Genomic DNA, 18,845 nt, shown 5'->3' on the forward strand with positions numbered 1-18,845 from the left:
GGTGACTGCAACAACAGGAATCGGCAGCTTCGCCGACGTTCCGCTGCACGGCGAGGGCGCGGGCCAGCCGGCGACCGAGGCCGCCGTCGCCGACCACGTCGCGGCCGCCGCTGCCGCGCACGGCTACACCCCCGATCAATTGGACTGGGTCACGCCCGAGGGCATCGACGTGAAGCCGGTGTACGTGCAAGCCGACCGTGACGCCGCCGTAGCGGCCGGCTATCCGCTCGACAGCTTTCCTGGCGAGCCGCCGTTCATTCGCGGGCCATATCCGACCATGTACGTCAACCAGCCGTGGACCATTCGCCAGTACGCGGGCTTCTCCACGGCAGCCGAGTCCAACGCGTTCTACCGGCGCAACCTCGCGGCGGGGCAGAAGGGTCTCTCGGTGGCGTTCGACCTCGCCACCCACCGCGGCTACGACTCCGACCACCCACGGGTGGCCGGTGACGTCGGAATGGCCGGTGTCGCAATCGATTCCATTCTCGACATGCGCCAGCTGTTCGACGGCATCGACCTGTCGACGGTGTCGGTGTCGATGACGATGAACGGTGCGGTGCTGCCGATCCTCGCGCTCTACGTGGTGGCCGCCGAGGAGCAGGGCGTACCGCCGGAGAAGCTGGCCGGGACCATTCAGAACGACATCCTCAAGGAGTTCATGGTCCGCAACACCTACATCTATCCTCCGCAGGCGTCGATGCGGATCATCTCCGACATCTTCGGTTACACCAGCACCAAGATGCCGAAGTTCAACTCGATCTCCATCTCCGGCTACCACATCCAAGAGGCCGGTGCCACAGCCGATTTGGAGCTGGCGTACACGCTGGCCGACGGCGTCGAATACATCAAGGCCGGCCTCGCCGCGGGCCTGGACATCGACAAGTTCGCGCCGCGACTGTCGTTCTTCTGGGGCATCGGGATGAACTTCTTCATGGAGGTCGCCAAGCTTCGTGCCGGCCGGCTGCTGTGGAGCGAACTGGTCTCGGAATTCCAGCCCAAGAGCGACAAGTCGCTGTCACTGCGCACCCATTCGCAGACGTCGGGCTGGTCGCTGACCGCGCAGGACCCGTTCAACAACGTCGCGAGAACCTGCATCGAGGCCATGGCCGCAACCCAGGGCCACACCCAGTCACTGCACACCAACGCCCTCGACGAGGCGCTGGCGCTGCCCACCGACTTCTCCGCACGCATCGCACGCAACACGCAGTTGCTGCTGCAGCAGGAATCCGGGACCACCCGGCCCATCGACCCGTGGGGCGGCTCGTACTACGTGGAGTGGCTGACCCACCAGCTCGCCGAGAAGGCCCGCGCGCACATCCGCGAGGTCGCCGAGCACGGTGGGATGGCGCAGGCCATCGGCGACGGCATCCCGAAGCTGCGGATCGAGGAGGCCGCGGCGCGCACCCAGGCCCGCATCGACTCGGGCGCGCAGACGGTGATCGGCGTCAACAAGTACCAGGTGGACGAGGACCACGAGATCGAGGTGCGCAAGGTCGAGAACAGCCGGGTGCGCGCCGAGCAGATCGCCAAGCTCGAGCAGTTGCGCGCCGATCGGGACTCCGGGGCAGTCGAGGCGGCATTGGCGGCACTCTCGGCGGCTGCCTCCGGAGGAGAAGGCAACCTCCTGGCCCTGGCCATCGACGCCGCGCGCGCCAAGGCCTCGCTTGGCGAGATCTCCGATGCGCTCGAGAAGGTGTGGGGACGTCATCAGGCGGAGATCCGGACCATCGCAGGCGTCTACCGCGACGAGGTGGGCAAGGTGAGCAACGTGAGTACCGCAACCGAACTGGTCGAGAAGTTCGCCGAGGCGGACGGCCGCCGGCCCCGCATCCTGGTGGCCAAGATGGGGCAGGACGGCCACGACCGCGGCCAGAAGGTGATCGCCACGGCGTTCGCCGACATCGGCTTCGACGTCGACGTAGGTTCGTTGTTCTCCACGCCCGACGAGGTCGCCCGCCAGGCCGCCGACAACGACGTCCACGTGGTGGGAGTGTCGTCCCTGGCTGCTGGGCACTTGACCTTGGTGCCCGCACTGCGCGACGCGCTCGCCGAGGCGGGCAGGCCGGACATCATGGTCGTCGTCGGCGGCGTGATCCCGCCGGGCGACTTCGACGAGTTGTACGCCGCCGGTGCGACGGCGATCTTCCCGCCAGGCACGGTGATCGCCGACGCCGCGATCGGCCTGTTGGAGAAGCTCGCCGAGCGCCTCGGTTACGACATCGGCTAGATGGCCTCCTCGGCGGGCAGGAGCGGAGCGACCGGGGAAATGTCCTCCGTGGCGGATCTCGCGGCGGCGGTCCGCAACCGGGACCGCGCCGCGCTCGCGCGGGCGATCACGTTGGTGGAGTCGACCCGTGCCGATCACCGCGACCAGGCGCAACACCTGCTGCTGGAGCTGATGCCCGATGCAGGCAATGCCCTGCACGTCGGCATTACGGGGGTTCCCGGCGTCGGTAAGTCCACGACGATCGAAGCGCTCGGCATGTATCTGATCGAGCAGGGGCACCGGGTTGCGGTGCTGGCCGTGGACCCGTCGTCCACCAGGACCGGCGGGTCGATCCTCGGGGACAAGACCCGGATGGCTCAGCTGGCCATACACGCGGATGCCTACATCCGGCCCTCGCCGACGTCGGGCGCCCTCGGTGGCGTCGCCAGGGCCACCCGCGAGACGATTGTTTTGCTGGAGGCTGCCGGTTACGACGTGATCCTGGTCGAGACGGTGGGGGTGGGCCAATCCGAGGTGACGGTTGCCAACATGGTCGACACGTTCGTGTTCCTGACTCTGGCGCGCACCGGTGATCAGTTGCAAGGCATCAAGAAGGGCGTGCTCGAGCTGGCCGACGTCGTGGTGGTCAACAAGGCCGATGGTGCGCACGCGGTCGAGGCCAAGGCCGCCGCGCGGGAACTATCCGGCGCCATCCGACTGATCTATCCGCGCGAAACACTTTGGCGCCCACCGGTTCTCACGATGAGCGCCTTGACCGGCGACGGACTCACCGAACTATGGGACACGGTGCTCAAGCACCGCGACGTCCTGAAGGACGCGGGGGAGTTCGAGGCGAAACGACGTGCCCAACAGGTCGATTGGACGTGGTCGATGGTTCGCGACACGGTGCTCGACCGCATCCTGTCACACCCCGACGTGCGCCGGATCCGGGCGGACGTGGAGCGACGGGTGCGCGATGGCGAGCTCACTCCGGCGCTTGCTGCGCAGGAGATTCTCGACGCCGCCGACGCGGGTTGATTTAACAGATAGATAACAGAAGTTTTGTTAGCCGCGGTTCCAGGTAAATTCAGTATGTGACCCCAGCTACGGCTCGGGAGCGCAGCGTAGCGCTCCCGCACGGCGTCCAAGGCGCCGCGGACCCGAATTTCGGCTGCGCCGTGCGCGCGTTCTCTCAACTCTTTCCCGGCCGTAGGTTCGGCGGCGGCGCGTTGACCGTGTACCTCGACGGCGTACCGGTCGTCGACGTGTGGACCGGATGGTCGGACCGCCGTGGCACCACACACTGGACCGCCGACACCGGAACCGTGGTGTTCTCGGCGACCAAGGGCATGGCATCGACCGTCATCCACCGGCTCGTCGACCGGGGGTTGATCGACTACGACGCCGCAGTCGCCGACTACTGGCCGGCCTTCGCCGCCAACGGCAAGTCGGCGGTCACCGTGCGCGACCTGATGCGACATCGGGCGGGCCTGTCGCAGCTGAATCGCGCGACCAAGGCGGACCTGATGGACCACCTCCTGATGGAGGAGCGCATGGCGGCCGCCGCCATGGGATGGCTGCGGGGGAGACCCGCCTACCACGCGCTGACCTACGGATGGCTGATGGCGGGCCTGGCCCGCGCCGTCACCGGCTGCGGCATGCGGGAGTTGATCCGCACCGAACTCGCCGAACCGCTCGACACCGACGGCCTGCACCTTGGTCGCCCGCCGGTCGGGGGGCCGACGCAACCGGCCCAGATCATCGGGCCGCAGAGCAGGTTGCAGAATCCCCTCTTCAACCTGGTGGCTCCGCACCTGGCTGCCCTTCCGTTCTCGGGGGGCTTCGGCTCGCTGTACTTCCCTGGCATGAAGGCCACCGTGCAGGGTGACTTACCGCTGCTCGACACCGAACTGCCAGCGGCCAATGGCGTGGCGACCGCCCGGGGCCTGGCCCGCATGTACGGGGCCATCGCCAACGGCGGCACGATGGACGGAAAGCAGTTCCTGTCGGCTGAACTCGTCGCCCGGCTCATCAGCAGACCCAGCCTGCACCCCGACGGCAGCATCTTGATGCCGCTGTCGTTCAACCTGGGTTATCACGGCCTCCCGCTGCCAGGCATCATGCCCGGGTTCGGGCACGTGGGTCTGGGCGGCTCGCTGGGCTGGGCCGACCCCGCCACCGGTTTGGCGTTCGGATTCGTGCACAACCGATTATTGACGCCGATGGTGGTCAGCGATCAGGCCGGTTTCGTGGCGACGGCAGCCCTGATCCGCCGCGGTGTGGCTCAGGCCCGCAAACACGGCTTCACGCCGGTGCCCGACTTTGGCTCGCCCTTCACCGCGCTTGCGACCGAAGCGGTGTGACGTCGCTGGATTACCCGGGGTCAGCTGCATTCCGAACATAATGCGGACAACGTGTGTTGTCTACGTTAATTGCTTGTGGCGGAGGCGTTTTCATCGATCGCGGGCGCTGCTGCTCATCGATTCAGCGCGCTTGGCGCCGCGTTGGCCCGAAATGTTGCCAGTGTGATCTGAGTGAGCCCCGTCGTTATTGCGACGATTGTTGCCAATAACGCGGGCTGCTGGGTCCGGGCGATATTGGCACGTCGCCACACCTGCCGCTCTTTGTGGATATGTCCTCCTTTCGGGGACCTCGCAACGGGTGTTTGCCTGCGTCAATAACGATTCGGCCGTGATCCGCGCGCGTGTCCGAAGTGTTTGCCGGAGGGTTCGAGGCGGGTAGGGAATCCATCTGTGAAAGTTTGCTGGAATCGCAATTGGCGAAAGTGTGACCGTGACCGTCTCTAGTCGCTGGAATTGACGCAGACCGTTAATTCATGGCGTTTGTGCTGCTTAGGGCACTAAAAGCGTAGAGAAGGCGAATCGGTGGTTGCCCGTGTAATCTCCCCGCCGGAGAATGTTGAAAACGCGAAAGAGCAAAATCGGATTTGCCCGAACAGTCGCGCTACCGCGCGGTCCGGCCGTTAAGCTCCGACTCGTGACGGCAACCGTGGACACGAATCGAGGAAGCCCGGGCGCCCGCTCGGCCGCGTCGCGCGTTTGACATTTTCTGTGCAGCAGCACTGGGTCGGGGGGCCTGAGAACGTTCGTAGAAGGGGTTGAAGTTCGTGGTAGACACACCGGTTTCTCCAGTCGCCGTGATCGGCATGGCATGCCGACTGCCGGGAGGGATCGATTCGCCAGCGGCCTTGTGGGAAGCCCTGCTGCGGGGCGACGACTTCATCACGAAGGTTCCGTTGGACCGGTGGGACGCTGAGGAGTACTACGATCCCGAACCCGGTGTGCCCGGACGTTCCGTCTCCAAATGGGGTGCATTCCTCGACGACATCGCCGGTTTCGACGCCGACTTCTTCGGCATCAGCGAGCGCGAGGCCACCGTCATCGATCCGCAGCACCGGCTGTTGCTCGAAACCGCTTGGGACGCCGTCGAACATGCCGGCATCGACCCGGCAACGGTGGCGAAGTCCCTGACCGGTGTGTTCATGGGCATGACCGGTTGCGACTACGAACTACTGGCCGCCGACGTCGGAGTCATCGAGGGGCCCTATGGGTTCACCGGCCAAAACTTCAGCATGGCGTCCGGACGCATCGCCTACCACCTGGGCGTCCACGGACCCGCGTTGACGGTCGACTCGGCCTGTTCCTCCAGCCTGCTGGCCGTGCACATGGCTTGCCGCAGCCTCGACGGCGGCGAAAGCGACCTCGCCCTCGCTGGGGGCGTCTCGATCATGCTCGAGCCGCGCAAGATGTCCTCCGGCTCGGCCCAGGGCATGTTGTCGCCGACGGGGCGGTGCCACGCGTTCGACGTGAACGCCGACGGCTTCGTCTCGGGCGAGGCGTCGGTGGTGCTCCTGCTCAAGCGGCTCTCGGACGCACAGGCCGACGGTGATCGCGTTCTCGCCGTCGTGCGCGGCACGGCAGCGAACCAGGACGGGCACACGGTCAACATCGCCACTCCGTCCCGCGACGCACAGGTCACCGCGTATCGGGCCGCCCTGGCCGCGGGCGACGTCGACCCAACCACCATCGGCATGGTGGAGGCGCACGGCACCGGCACGCCGGTCGGTGACCCGCTCGAATTCGCCAGCGTCGCTGAGGTTTACGGCACGACTGGACCCTGCGCACTGGGATCGGCGAAGACCAACTTCGGCCACGCTCAGTCCGCGTCCGGTGCACTCGGGCTGATGAAGGCGATCCTCTCGCTGCAGCACGCCACGGTGCCGAAGAACCTGCACTTCACGGCGTTGCCCGAAGAGATGTCCCGCATCGAAACGAATCTGTTCGTGCCGGTGGAGGCGACGCCCTGGCCCACCAACGGCCACCATCCACGGCGTGCGGCGGTGTCGTCGTACGGCCTGTCCGGCACCAACGTGCACGCCGTTCTCGAGCAGGCGCCGGCCGATCAGTCGCCGCGCACCCTCGAGCAGGACGCCGCTCAGCCCGTCGCCGGGCCCAAGCTCTTCCCGCTGTCCGCCACGTCCGTCGACGAGCTGCGGCGGACCGCGGGCCGGCTGGCCGACTGGGTGCAGACGCACCCCGCCGCCCAGGACGAGGCGGAAACGCAGTTGGCTGATTTGGCCTACACGCTGGCGCGTCGTCGTGCGCACAGGTCGGTGCGAACCGTGGTCCTCGCCAGCGACCACGACGAATTGGTCGCGGCCTTGCGCGAGGTCGCCGATGGTGACGCTCCCTACGAGCCAGTCGTCGCCAAGGGCGACCACGGCCCGGTGTGGGTGTTCTCGGGACAGGGCTCGCAGTGGGCGGCGATGGGTGCGGGTCTGCTCGCCGCCGAACCGGCGTTCGCCCAGAAGGTCGCAGAGATCGAGCCGCTGATCTTCGCCGAATTGGGCTTCTCGGTGACCGAGGCGATGTCCTCGCAGGAGAAGGTGACCGGCATCGATCGGGTGCAGCCGACGGTGTTCGCCGTGCAGGTCGGTCTCGCCGCTGCCATGACGTCCTACGGTGTGGTGCCCGGCGCCGTCATCGGCCATTCGATGGGTGAGGTGGCCGCCGCCGTCGTGTCGGGCGCACTGTCGCTCGGCGACGGCGTGAAGGTCATCTGCCGTCGGTCGAAGCTGATGGCGACGATCGCCGGCTCTGGTGCGATGGCGTCGGTCGAGCTTCCTGCCCAGCAGGTGCTCTCGGAACTGGCCTCGCGTGGCGTCAGCGACGTCGTGCTCTCCGTGGTGGCCTCGCCGCAATCGGCGGTCGTCGGCGGAACCACGGAGTCGATTCGCGCTCTCGTCGAGGAGTGGGAGGCGCGCGGGGTGATGGCGCGCGAGGTGGCGGTCGACGTCGCGTCGCATTCACCTCAGGTGGATCCCATCCTGGACGAGCTGGCCAACGTGCTCGACGACATCACGCCGATGGAGCCGACGGTCCCGTACTACTCGGCAACCCTGTACGACCCTCGCGACCCTGCGGAGTTCGACGCCTACTACTGGGTGGACAACCTGCGGCACGCGGTCCGTTTCTCGGCGGCCGTGCAGGCGGCGCTCGAAGACGGCTACCGGGTCTTCGGTGAACTTGCCCCGCACCCGTTGCTGACCCACGCGGTGAACCAGAACGCGCAGAGCCTCGACATCCGCCTGGCGGCATTGGCGAGCATGCGGCGCGAGCAGGAGATGCCGCGCGGGCTGCGGGACTTCGTGGCGGACGTGCACAGTGCAGGCGCGGCAATCGATTTCACCGTGCTGTGGCCCGAAGGTGTTCTCGTCGACGCGCCGCTGCCGACGTGGACGCACCCTCGCTTGATTCTGACCAGGGATGGCGAGCAGGGCCAAGGATCGTCCACACTGGCCGTTCATCCGCTGCTGGGTGCGCACGTGCGGCTGCCCGAAGTGCCCGAGCGGCACGTGTGGCAGTCCGACGTCGGCACCGACGCGCAGCCGTGGCTGGGCGATCACCAGGTCCACAACGTGGCGGCGCTGCCCGGTGCGGCGTACTGCGAGATGGCGCTGGCCGCCGCGCGGACCGTCTTCGGCGACGCGGCCGAGGTACACGACATCGCCTTCGAGGAGATGCTGCTCCTCGAAGAGGAAACGCCGGTCTCGGCCGTCGCCTCGATCACGCCTGCCGGGGTTGCCGACTTCCAGGTGCAGACCCACCGCGACGGTGAAGAGGCCCGACGGGCCGTTGCCGTACTCCAGGCGGTGGAGGACCAGGAAACCCCGGCCGCCTACGACATGTCCGAACTGCTGGCGACCCATTCCGAAGCCCTCGACGGCGCGGAGCTGCGCGCCTGGTACGACGCGCGGGGCATTCAGTACGGCCCGGCCTTCAACGGGCTGTCCGCAGCACACACCACCTCGGGTACCGGTGGATCCGTGCTGGCGGAGGTGGCGCTGCCGGGGTCGATCCGATCCCAGCAGGGCGCCTATGGAGTGCACCCCGCCCTCCTGGACGCCTGCTTCCAAGCGGTGGGTGCGCACCCCGATCTGCACGCTGACACCACCGGAGCCTTGATGCTTCCGCTGGGCGTGCGACGCCTGCGTGCGCATGCCTCGACCCGCAACGCCCACTACTGCTACGTGCGGTTGACCAGTGCCAGCGCCGCAGCGGTCGAGGCCGACATCGACGTGCTGGACGAACACGGTGCGATCCTGCTGACGGTGTCGGGTCTGCGGCTGGGCACCGGTGTCTCCGAGGCGGGTCAGCGCGACCGAACCCTCAACGAGCGGCTGCTCACCATCGATTGGCGCAAGCAGGAGGCCCCCGAGGTCGACGCCGTCGAGGCGGGCTCCTGGCTGGTGGTCAGCACGTCGGACGGCTCCGACATGCTCGCCACCGATCTGGCCGAAGTGTTGAAGGTCAAGGAAGCTCAGGTCTCGACGATGGTTTGGCCGCTCGGTGCCGACCACGCGGCCAATGCCGAACGGCTGCAGACGCAGCTCACCGACTCGCCGTTCAAGGGTGTGGTCATCGTGACCGCGGGATGGGACGGCGCCGCCGATGCGGATGCGCCCCGCAAGGGCGCCGACCTGGTGCGTCACCTGGTGCGCGTCGTTCGCGGTCTGCCGGACGTCCCGGGTGAGCCGCCGCGGCTGTTCCTGGTGACCCGGAACGCCCAGACGGTGCTCGACGACGACCTCGCCAACTTGGAGCAGGGCGGGTTGCGCGGTCTGATGCGGGTCATCGGCATGGAGCATCCGGGGATGGCGCCGACTCAGATCGACGTGGACGACGCCACCGATGCCGGTCAGCTCGCCCAGCAGCTGCTTGCCGGTTCCGACGAGGACGAGACCGCTTGGCGTGACGGTGAGTGGTACACGGCACGACTCAACCTCACCCCGTTGCAGCCCGAGGAGCGGCGCACCGTCGAGGTCGAGCCCGAGCACGACGGCATGCGTCTGCAGATCCGTACGCCCGGCGACCTTCAGTCGGTCGAGTTGGCTGCCTACGACCGCGTCCCGCCGGGGCCGGGTCAGATCGAGGTCTCGGTCACGGCGTCCAACCTCAACTTCGCCGACGTCCTGGTGGCATTCGGCAGGTACCCGAGCTTCGAAGGCCGGTTGCCGCAGCTCGGCGCCGACTTCGCCGGTGTCGTCACCGCAGTGGGTGTCGGCGTCACCGAGCACAGCATCGGCGACCGTGTCGCAGGCATCTCCGCGAACGGGGCGTGGTGCACCTTCGTCACCTGCGATGCCGGCCTTGCGGTCAAGATCCCGGACGGCGTGCCGGAGGCACAGGCCGCGGCGGTCCCGAGCGCGCACGCCACCGCCTGGTACGGCCTGCACGATCTGGCCAGGATCGAAAAGGGCGACAAGGTGTTGATTCACTCCGCCACCGGCGGCGTGGGTCAGGCAGCGGTGGCGATCGCCAAGGCCGCGGGCGCCGAGATCTACGCCACCGCGGGTAGCCCGGATCGTCGAGAACTGCTGCACACCATGGGAATCGAGCACGTCTACGATTCGCGCAGCACCGAATTCGCCGATGCGATCCGCCGCGACACCGACGGGTACGGCGTCGACGTCGTGCTCAACTCGCTGCCCGGCGCCGCCCAGCGGGCAGGCCTGGAGCTGCTGTCCTTCGGCGGCCGGTTCGTGGAGATCGGCAAGCGCGACATCTACGGCGACACCAAGATGGGGCTGTTCCCGTTCCGTCGCAACCTGTCGTTCTACGCCGTCGACCTTGCGCTGTTGACCATCACCAACCCCGGCAAGCTGCGGCGCCTGCTGGACACCGTGTATCAGCAGATCGCCGATGGCGTTCTGCCGCTGCCGGAGACCACGCACCACCCGCTCAGCGACGGTGCGACGGCGATCCGCGTGATGGGTGCCGCCGAACACACCGGCAAGCTGGTGCTCGACGTTCCGCACACCGGCAAGCACACGGTGGTGCTGCCGCCCGAGCATGCGCCGGCGTTCCGCAGCGACGGTGCCTACGTCATCACCGGCGGTCTGGGTGGGCTCGGGCTCTTCCTCGCCGACAAGATGGCGGCCGCGGGCTGTGGGCGAATCATCCTCAACGGTCGTTCGAGCCCGAAACCCGATGTGCAGCAAGCCATCGAGCGCATTCGCGCCCGCGGCACCGATGTCGAGGTGGAGCTCGGCGACATCGCCGTCAGCGGCACGGCGGACCGCCTGGTCGCGGCCGCGACCGCTACGGGTCTCCCGCTGCGTGGCGTGTTGCACGCCGCGGCGGTGGTGGAGGACGCCACGCTGGGCAACATCACCGACGAGTTGGTCGAACGGGACTGGGCGCCAAAGGTGTACGGCGCGTGGCATTTGCACGAGGCCACGTCCGATCACCCGCTGGACTGGTTCTGCTCGTTCTCGTCGGCCGCCGCCATGGTGGGTTCGCCGGGCCAGGGTGCCTACGCCGCGGCCAACAGCTGGCTGGACTCGTTCACGCATTGGCGCCGCGCGCAGGGGCTGCCCGCCAGCGCCGTCGCGTGGGGAGCCTGGGCCGAGATCGGAGCGGGTCAAGCCATGGCCGAGGACGGCGCGATGGCCATTGCGCCCGACGACGGTGCCTACGCGTTCGACGTGCTGCAGCGCTTCGACCGGGCATACACCGGCTACGCGCCGATCGCGGGCACGCCGTGGTTGACCGCATTCGCGCAGACCAGCAAGTTCGCCGAGGCATTCAAGTCGCTCGGCAAGGGCGGCACGGGCACCAGTCAGTTCCTCACCGAACTGCACGAACTGCCGCGGGAAGAGTGGCCTGCCCGGCTGCGGCGCCTGATCTCGGAACAGATCAGCCTGATCCTGCGCAGGTCGGTCGATCCGGACCGTCCGCTCTCGGAGTACGGGCTGGACTCGTTGGGCAACCTCGAACTGCGTACCCGGGTGGAGACGGAGACGGGGATGCGCATCACCGCGACCGACATCACCACGATTCGAGGATTGGCGGACTCCCTCTGCGAAAAGTTGGCACCTGCGGAGGTGGCTGCTTGAGGCCGCCGCAGGTTCCGGGTGTCTTCCGGGGTGTCGTTGTCGTGATGTCGCAAGCAGAGGAGTAAACGATGTTCGTTGGGGCATTGGAGATCGTCAGGCTCGATGAGTGGGAGCCCGGGACCGGTTCAGTGGTCTCGTGGCACGGATCGCCGGCATCGCGTGCGAAGGCAATGGCGGCGCCGGTGAGCACGGTGCCGGCGAGCTACATGCAGGCACAGCACATCCGCGGCTTCCACGAGTTCGCCGAACGCGGAATGGACTATTCGCGTCTGGTGACCGTCTCCTGGGACGAGCAGGGCCAGTGCGACGTCCGCGCGATGACCTACGTGATCAACGCGCACCTGCGCCGCCACGACACCTACCGCAGCTGGTTCGACTACAAGGACGACGGACGCATCGTCCGGCGAACGATGCAGAACCCGAACGACATCAAGTTCGTTCCGACCAAGCGCGGCGAGATGTCGGGCGAGGAATTCCACGAGTTGATCCTGTCGACGCCGAAGCCCTACGAGTGGGATTGCTTCAGCTTCGGCGTCATCCAGTACGAGGATCACTACACGTTCTACGTGATCGTCGATCACGTCCACACCGACCCGATGCTGATGGCGATGCTGTTCGTCGAGATCCATCAGATGTACTCCACGTTGCTGGAATGTGGTGCGCCCCCGGCGCTTCCGGAGCCCAGCGGTTACGACCAGTACTGCGTACGGCAACACCAGTACACGTCGGCACTGACGGCGGATTCACCCCAGGTGCGCCGCTGGATCGACTTCGCCGGGATCAACGACGGGACGCTGCCCGAGTTCTCGCTACCGCTCGGTGACCCGTCGGTGCCGTGCGGCGGCGACATCATGGTCGCGCAGCTGATGAACGCCGAGCAGACCGCGAACTTCGAAAACGCCTGCATTGCAGCGGGATCGCGGTTCGTCGGCGGCGTGTTCGCCGCTGCCGCGATCGCGCAGTATCGGTTGACCGGTGTCGACAACTATTACGGCATGACGCCCAAGGACATGCGCACCACGCCGGAGGAGTTCGTGACGGCCGGCTGGTTCACCGGCATGATTCCGGTCGGGGTCCCGGTCACGGCCGGCTCGTTCGCTCAAACCGCCCGTGCGGCGCAGAAGTCCTTCGACGGGAACACGGACCTGGCCCAGGTTCCGTTCGACCGGGTGCTGGAGTTGGTCCCGACGCTGCGCCGGTCGCAGCGGGGCTTCCCGATGCTGGCGTACCTCGATGCCGGATTGCCACCGCTTTCCGCAGTGGTGGCTTCGCATCTCGACGGGGTGAATGCCCGCACGTACTGCGACGGCTTGAGCCCGGCTCACATCTGCATGTGGGTGGGCCGCGTCCACGACGAGACGGCTCTGACGGTGTTCTTCCCCGACAATCCGGTTGCCCGCGAATCGGTCACCCGCTACGTCGAGGCGATGCAGGACGTCTACGCCGGTGTCGCCGAGGGCCGTGAAGTGGTCGTGACGTCGATGCGCGAGACGGCTTGACCCGGCGTTCTCGCAAGGGGGCCGGTATGAAGTTCACCTTGGCGGTGCACGGCACCCGCGGTGACGTGGAACCATGCGCCGCGGTCGGTCGTGAGTTACTGACCCGTGGGCACGAGGTCCGGATGGCGGTGCCGCCGAACCTGATCGGATTCGTGGAGTCGGCGGGCATCCCCGGTGCCGTGGCGTACGGGCCGGATTCGCAGAAGCAGCTCGACGACGACTTCTTTCGCGAGTTCTGGAAGATCCAGAATCCGATCACGCTGGTGCGCAGGGGGATGGACTACATCACCGAGGGTTGGTCGGAGATGAGTGAGACGCTGATGTCGCTGTCCGACGGCGCCGATCTGCTCCTGACCGGCACGACGTACCAGGAAGTGGTCGCCAACGTCGCTGAGCGCCAAGGCATCCCGCTGGCAGCACTGCACTACTTCCCGGCCCGGGTCAATAGCCACATCGTGCCGTTCCCGATTCCCGGTCAGCTGATGAGGTCGGCATGGACGGCCGGTGAATGGCTGCACTGGCGGATGATGAAGGACGCGGAGGACCGGCAGCGCCGCGAGCTTGGTCTGCCCAAGGCAACGGTCCGGTGCGCCCGCCGCATCGTCGAGGCAGGCACGCTCGAGATCCAGGCGTACGACGAGCTCTTCTTCCCGGGCTTGGCCGAGGAGTGGGGCGGCACGCGGCCCTTCGTGGGTGCGCTGACGATGGAGTTGCCCACGGCGACCGACGACGAGGTCGCGTCGTGGATCGCCGGTGGAAACCCGCCGATCTACTTCGGGTTCGGCAGCATGCCCGTCGAATCTCCTTCGGAAGCTGTCGCGATGATCAGCGCGGTATGTGCCGAACTGGGGGAGCGCGCACTGATCTCGTCGGGCGTCTGGGACCTGGACGGTGGGGCCTACGGCGACCACGTCAAGTTGGTGGGCGCGGTGAACCATGCCGCGGTGTTTCCCGCCTGCCGGGCCGTCGTGCATCACGGCGGCGCAGGAACCACTGCGGCCAGCGTGCGTGCGGCGGTGCCGACGCTGATTCTGTGGGTTGGAGCCGACCAGCCGGTATGGGCGACTCAGGTGAATCGACTCAAAGTGGGCATCGCCCGGCGTTTTTCGACGACCACCCCGGATCGCCTGCTCGGCGCACTCCGGTCCGTGCTGGAGCCTCGGTTCACCGCCCGCGCTCGTGAGGTCGCGACGCAGCTCACAAAATCCGATGCTAGCGTGGGGGCCGCCGCCGACCTCCTTGAGGAGAAGGCCGGCGTCATGGCCGCGAAGTGACCGGGGTGAGGTGGATGGACGAGCCTCAAAGGGACTGCGGCGGGACGTCTCGTCGCGGGTCTCATCCTGGTCCCACGCAATTTGATCCCACGCAGCCTGATCGCGAGCAGGTGATCCGATGAAGCTGCGGATGCGCCTGCCGTTCGGGAACGGCCCAGAGGATGCGGGATTCGAGCGGCTCGGCCGAGTGATCGTCCGCCACCCGCTGTTGATGATCACCGCGTGGCTGGCCCTGGCGATCGCCTTGTTCCTGGCTGTCCCGCCGCTGGCGCAGGTGGCCTTGAAGAACCCGCCACCGTTCTTGCCGAAGGACTCCCCGGTACTGGTCGCGACCGACCAGATGAAGGATGCGTTCCACGAGGCCAGCTCGGGCAACCTCGCCGTCGTCATCCTCAGCAACGAGAATGGCCTGGACGCCGCCAACGAGGCGACGTATCGCACGCTGGTGGACAAGCTGCGCGCCGACACCGATCACGTCCGGTCGACGCAGGACTTCGTCCACATCCCCGAACTGCGGCAAGTCATGACCAGCCAGGACAACAAGGCCTGGAATCTGCCAGTGAACCTCGTCGGGGTGATGGGCACCGGGGAGGGGCAACGGGCGTTCCGCGACGTCGTCAAACTCGTCAAGGCGACGACGGCGAACACCACGCTCACGGCCAACGTCATCGGGCCCGCGGCAACGCTGGAGGATCTCACTCAGATCGGCGCGGAGGACCAACACGTCATCGAGATCGCCACCGTGCTGATGGTGCTGACGATCTTGATCGTGGTGTACCGCAACGTCGTAGCCATGATCCTTCCGCTGGCCACGATCGGCGTGTCCCTCGTGGTGGCGCAACAGGTCGTTGCCGCGTTGGGCAACGTGGAACTGATCGGCCTTGGTCCCCAGACGCTGGTGCTCATGACCGGGATGATGCTGGGCGCGGGGACGGACTATGCCGTCTTCCTCTTCAGTCGCTATCACGAGTGCATCAGGATGGGCATGACGTCCGACGACGCGCTGGTGGCGGCGCTTGGGTCGATCGGCAAGGTGATCGCCGGGTCGGCGGGGACCGTCGCCATCACGTTCATCGGTCTGGCGTTCACGACGCTCGGGATCTTCTCGACGATCGGTCCGGCCCTGTCGGTCACCATCGCCGTCGGCTTCGCGGCGTCGGTCACCTTGCTTCCCGCCTTGATCGTGCTCGCCGGGCGCCGCGGGTGGGTGACGCCGCGCAAGGACATGACCGGTCGATTCTGGCGGCGCTCCGGCATCCACATCGCCCGCAAACCGAAGATGCACCTCGCGGTCAGCCTCGTCATCCTCGTCGCGCTCGCCTGCTGCACGTTGCTCGCCAAGTACAACTACGACGATCGCAAGACCCTGCCCGCCGATGCGCCGAGCAACCGCGGATACGCATCGATGGACTCCCACTTCCCGGTGGCCAGCACGCTGCAGCAGTTCATCCTCGTGCAATCCCCGAACACCGACCTGCGCACCCCGAAGGCACTCGCCGACCTCGAGCAGATGGCGCACCGGGTGACTCAAGTGCCCGGCATCGGCCTCGTCCGCGGCATCACCCGGCCCACCGGCGACGTGCTGGAGCAGGCCAAGACCAGTTACCAGGTGGGTCAAGTGGGCACCCGGCTGGGCGATGCCTCCAGCCAGATCAACAACGGCGATTCGGATCTCTCGCGGTTGAGCGGGGGCGCGCATCAACTCGCAGGCGTGCTTGGCGACGTGCGAAACCAGGTGGTCGGGGCAGTCGGTTCGGTCCGGGGCCTGGTGACCGCGCTGTCGGACATGGACCGCAAATTCGGTGGCGACACCACGCTGGCACAGATCGACAAGACCGCCACGCTGGTCGACAACATGCACACGCTGGGCGCCAACCTGGACACCAACCTCGCGCAGATCGACGACGTCTACCAGTGGGCGAACCCGATGGTGTTCGCGCTCAACCTCAGCCCGGTGTGCAACATCAATCCGGCATGCGTCACGTCCCGCGGGGACTTGCAGGCGATCGTGACCGCGCACGACCAGGGGACGTTCATCAGCCTCGCGCAGCTCGGAAAGCAGCTGAGGGACACGGAATCGACGCAGCCCCTCAGCGAGGCCATTCGGGGGCTCAGCGAGAGCCTCGACAGTGCGACGACGGCAGCGCGCAAGCTGGGCATCGCCGATCCCGAGAGCATCCAGCAGAAACTCAGCGTCGTGCAGCAGGGCGCCGACCAGCTGGCGGACGCCAGCCAACAGCTCGCGATGGGCGTGCAGATGCTCGTCGATCAGACCAGGGTGATGGGCGACGGCCTGGACCAGGCATCGGCATTCCTGATGGCGATGAACAGGGATGCATCGGATCCGCCGATGTCGGGTTTCTACATTCCCCCGGAGATTCTGACCCAGGCGGAGTTCAAGAAGGCTGCGACGCTGTTCATCTCGGCCGACGGTCATACCGCGCGGTACGTGGTGCAGACCGCACTCGACCCGTTCAGCACCGCGGCGATGGATCAGGTCAAGCAGATCCAGAAGGCCGCCGAGAGCGCCCGTCCGAACACGACGCTGGCCGACGCCAAGATCTCGATGGTGGGTTTCTCCGCCGTACAGAACGACATTCGAAACTACTACAACGCCGACGTCCGGTTGATCATCATCGTGACGCTGATCGTCGTGTTCCTGATCCTCGTCATGCTCCTGCGCGCGATCATTGCGCCGCTCTACCTGGTGGCGTCGGTCATCCTGTCCTACGTCTCCGCGGTGGGCATCGGCGTGCTGTTCTTCCAATTCATTCTGGGAGAACAACTTTCGTGGAACGTGGCAGGAATGGCGTTCCTCGTGCTGGTGGCGGTCGGCGCCGACTACAACCTGTTGCTCATCTCGCGAATACGCGACGAGTCGGCCCGCGGCATCAAGGCCGGTGTCATCAAGACCGTCGGGGCGACGGGCGGGGTGATCACGTCTGCGGGGCTCATCTTCGCGGCGTCCATGTTCGGTCTGACGTTCAGCAGCATCAGCAACATCGTTCAGGTGGGATTCATCATCGGTGTCGGACTGCTACTGGACACCTTCTTGGTGCGGACCATCACGGTGCCGGCCATGGCCGTCCTGGTCGGCAAGGCGAACTGGTGGCCATCGAAGTCGGGCGCCGGCATCAAACCGAAGAAGGAGCGGAGTGCACCAGCCGACGACGAATCCGTCACCGAGGCAAGTGATGACGACGACATCGAGGAAGTCATCGGCGGTGGCGACGAACGGGAGTACGACGACGTGCCTGCGCCGGGCGACGATGACTCGCCGTGCGGAGATCAGCCAGGCCAACCCCTGCTTGCGGCGAAAGGCCAGTTCCCGCAGTGACTTCCGATCGTCGACTGGCCAAGAGACCAGTCGGACCGGGTCGTGACGTGACCGGGGCGCTGGATCCCGTCGTCGCCTACCTCGGCTGGCACGGCAGGGGCAACATCGGTGACGACGCCATCTACGACGCGGTCAGATCGCAGCTCGGCGGAGCGAAGTTCGTGGACATGCCGCTGCTTGCGCAGGAGCGGGTCCGGTCCTTCACAACGGGTTTGGACCGATCGGTGCGCCGCGGCGTACAGGTGATGGGTGGCGGCACCCTGGTGGGCAGACGGGCCTGGAGGCGGTGGGTCAATCGGGGTTCGGCGCTGACGAGGCGCAACGGAAACTACGCCATCGGCGTGGGCGTCGAGGACCCCGTGTTCGGCGGACGTGCCAGTGGTTCGGGTAACGACGAGTTGAAGCGTTGGGCGCCGATCCTGGCCGAATTCCGCATCGTCTCCGTGCGCGGGCCGCGAAGCGCCGAGCTACTCGCCGACATCGGCCTGGACGTCCAGGTATCCGGCGACCCTGCGCTCGTGCTTCCACGACCCGACGTCGCCCCCGAGGACGGGCTCATCGGGCTGAATCTCGGCTTCGGCGACGACCTCTGGGGACACGACCCGGCTGTGTTGGCGGGTGAGATGGCAGCTGCCGTTCGCGAGCTGTCGTCGCGGGGCCATCGGTTCGTGGGAATCCTGATGAACCCCAGCGACAGGCGGTGGACGCAGACGGCACTCGAGGGCGTCGACGCAGAGATCGTCGCACCGGTCGATGCGGCCGCTGCAGCGCGGGAGCTCGCGCGGTGTTCGGTGGCGATCGTGAGCAGGCTGCACGCGGGAATCCTTGCGTCGCTTTCCGAGACGCCGGTCGTGTCGCTGGAGTATCAACCGAAGTGCCGGGACTTCGCGCTGTCCATCGACGACGAACGGTCACTCATCCGCACCGATCGGTTGACGAGCGGTGACGTGGTCGACCGCGTGCTTGCCACGTTCGCCGACTCGGCGAGCATCAGGGCGGGCACCGCCGCGGCGGTTGCCCGGCTGCGCGAGCGGCTTTCAGTCGAATACGCGGCCGTCGGAACGCATTTGGGTCTCGACGACCAAGGGGCCCGCCTCCGCGCCCCGTGACG

8 protein-coding genes are annotated in these 18,845 nt (G+C 66.9%); all 8 read left to right on the forward strand.

The window, feature by feature from the left end; all coding sequences use genetic code 11:
- Position 1: 1 nt before the first annotated feature.
- The gene (scpA, locus tag N536_RS0121655) at positions 2–2,227 is read left to right on the forward strand and encodes a methylmalonyl-CoA mutase (RefSeq protein ID WP_029115528.1); all 2,226 of its coding nucleotides are present in this window, start codon (positions 2–4) and stop codon (positions 2,225–2,227) included.
- 39 nt (positions 2,228–2,266) lie between these two features.
- A complete protein-coding gene (meaB, locus tag N536_RS0121660) occupies positions 2,267–3,244 on the forward strand; it encodes a methylmalonyl Co-A mutase-associated GTPase MeaB (protein WP_029115529.1) in 978 nt (325 codons plus the stop codon).
- Positions 3,245–3,300: 56 nt separating this feature from the next.
- Positions 3,301–4,569: a serine hydrolase domain-containing protein gene (locus tag N536_RS0121665; protein WP_029115530.1), complete on the forward strand. Its 1,269-nt coding sequence runs from the start codon at positions 3,301–3,303 to the stop codon at positions 4,567–4,569.
- A gap of 764 nt (positions 4,570–5,333) precedes the next feature.
- On the forward strand, positions 5,334–11,624 hold the full coding sequence (gene pks2 / locus N536_RS0121670; RefSeq protein WP_029115531.1) for a type I polyketide synthase: 6,291 nt from the start codon (positions 5,334–5,336) through the stop codon (positions 11,622–11,624).
- 68 nt (positions 11,625–11,692) lie between these two features.
- Positions 11,693–13,123, forward strand: coding sequence for a condensation domain-containing protein (locus N536_RS0121675; RefSeq protein ID WP_029115532.1), 1,431 nt, complete (start codon positions 11,693–11,695; stop codon positions 13,121–13,123).
- A gap of 26 nt (positions 13,124–13,149) precedes the next feature.
- The gene (locus tag N536_RS0121680; RefSeq protein ID WP_029115533.1) at positions 13,150–14,397 is read left to right on the forward strand and encodes a glycosyltransferase; all 1,248 of its coding nucleotides are present in this window, start codon (positions 13,150–13,152) and stop codon (positions 14,395–14,397) included.
- Positions 14,398–14,515: 118 nt separating this feature from the next.
- Positions 14,516–17,734 (forward strand): MMPL family RND transporter, encoded by a 3,219-nt coding sequence (locus tag N536_RS39110; RefSeq protein WP_064751573.1) that lies wholly within the window; start codon positions 14,516–14,518, stop codon positions 17,732–17,734.
- Positions 17,735–17,781: 47 nt separating this feature from the next.
- On the forward strand, positions 17,782–18,843 hold the full coding sequence (locus N536_RS0121690) for a polysaccharide pyruvyl transferase family protein (protein WP_029115534.1): 1,062 nt from the start codon (positions 17,782–17,784) through the stop codon (positions 18,841–18,843).
- Positions 18,844–18,845: the final 2 nt, after the last annotated feature.

The organism is Mycobacterium sp. URHB0044, assembly GCF_000620625.1.
In the GTDB taxonomy this organism is placed as follows: domain Bacteria; phylum Actinomycetota; class Actinomycetes; order Mycobacteriales; family Mycobacteriaceae; genus Mycobacterium.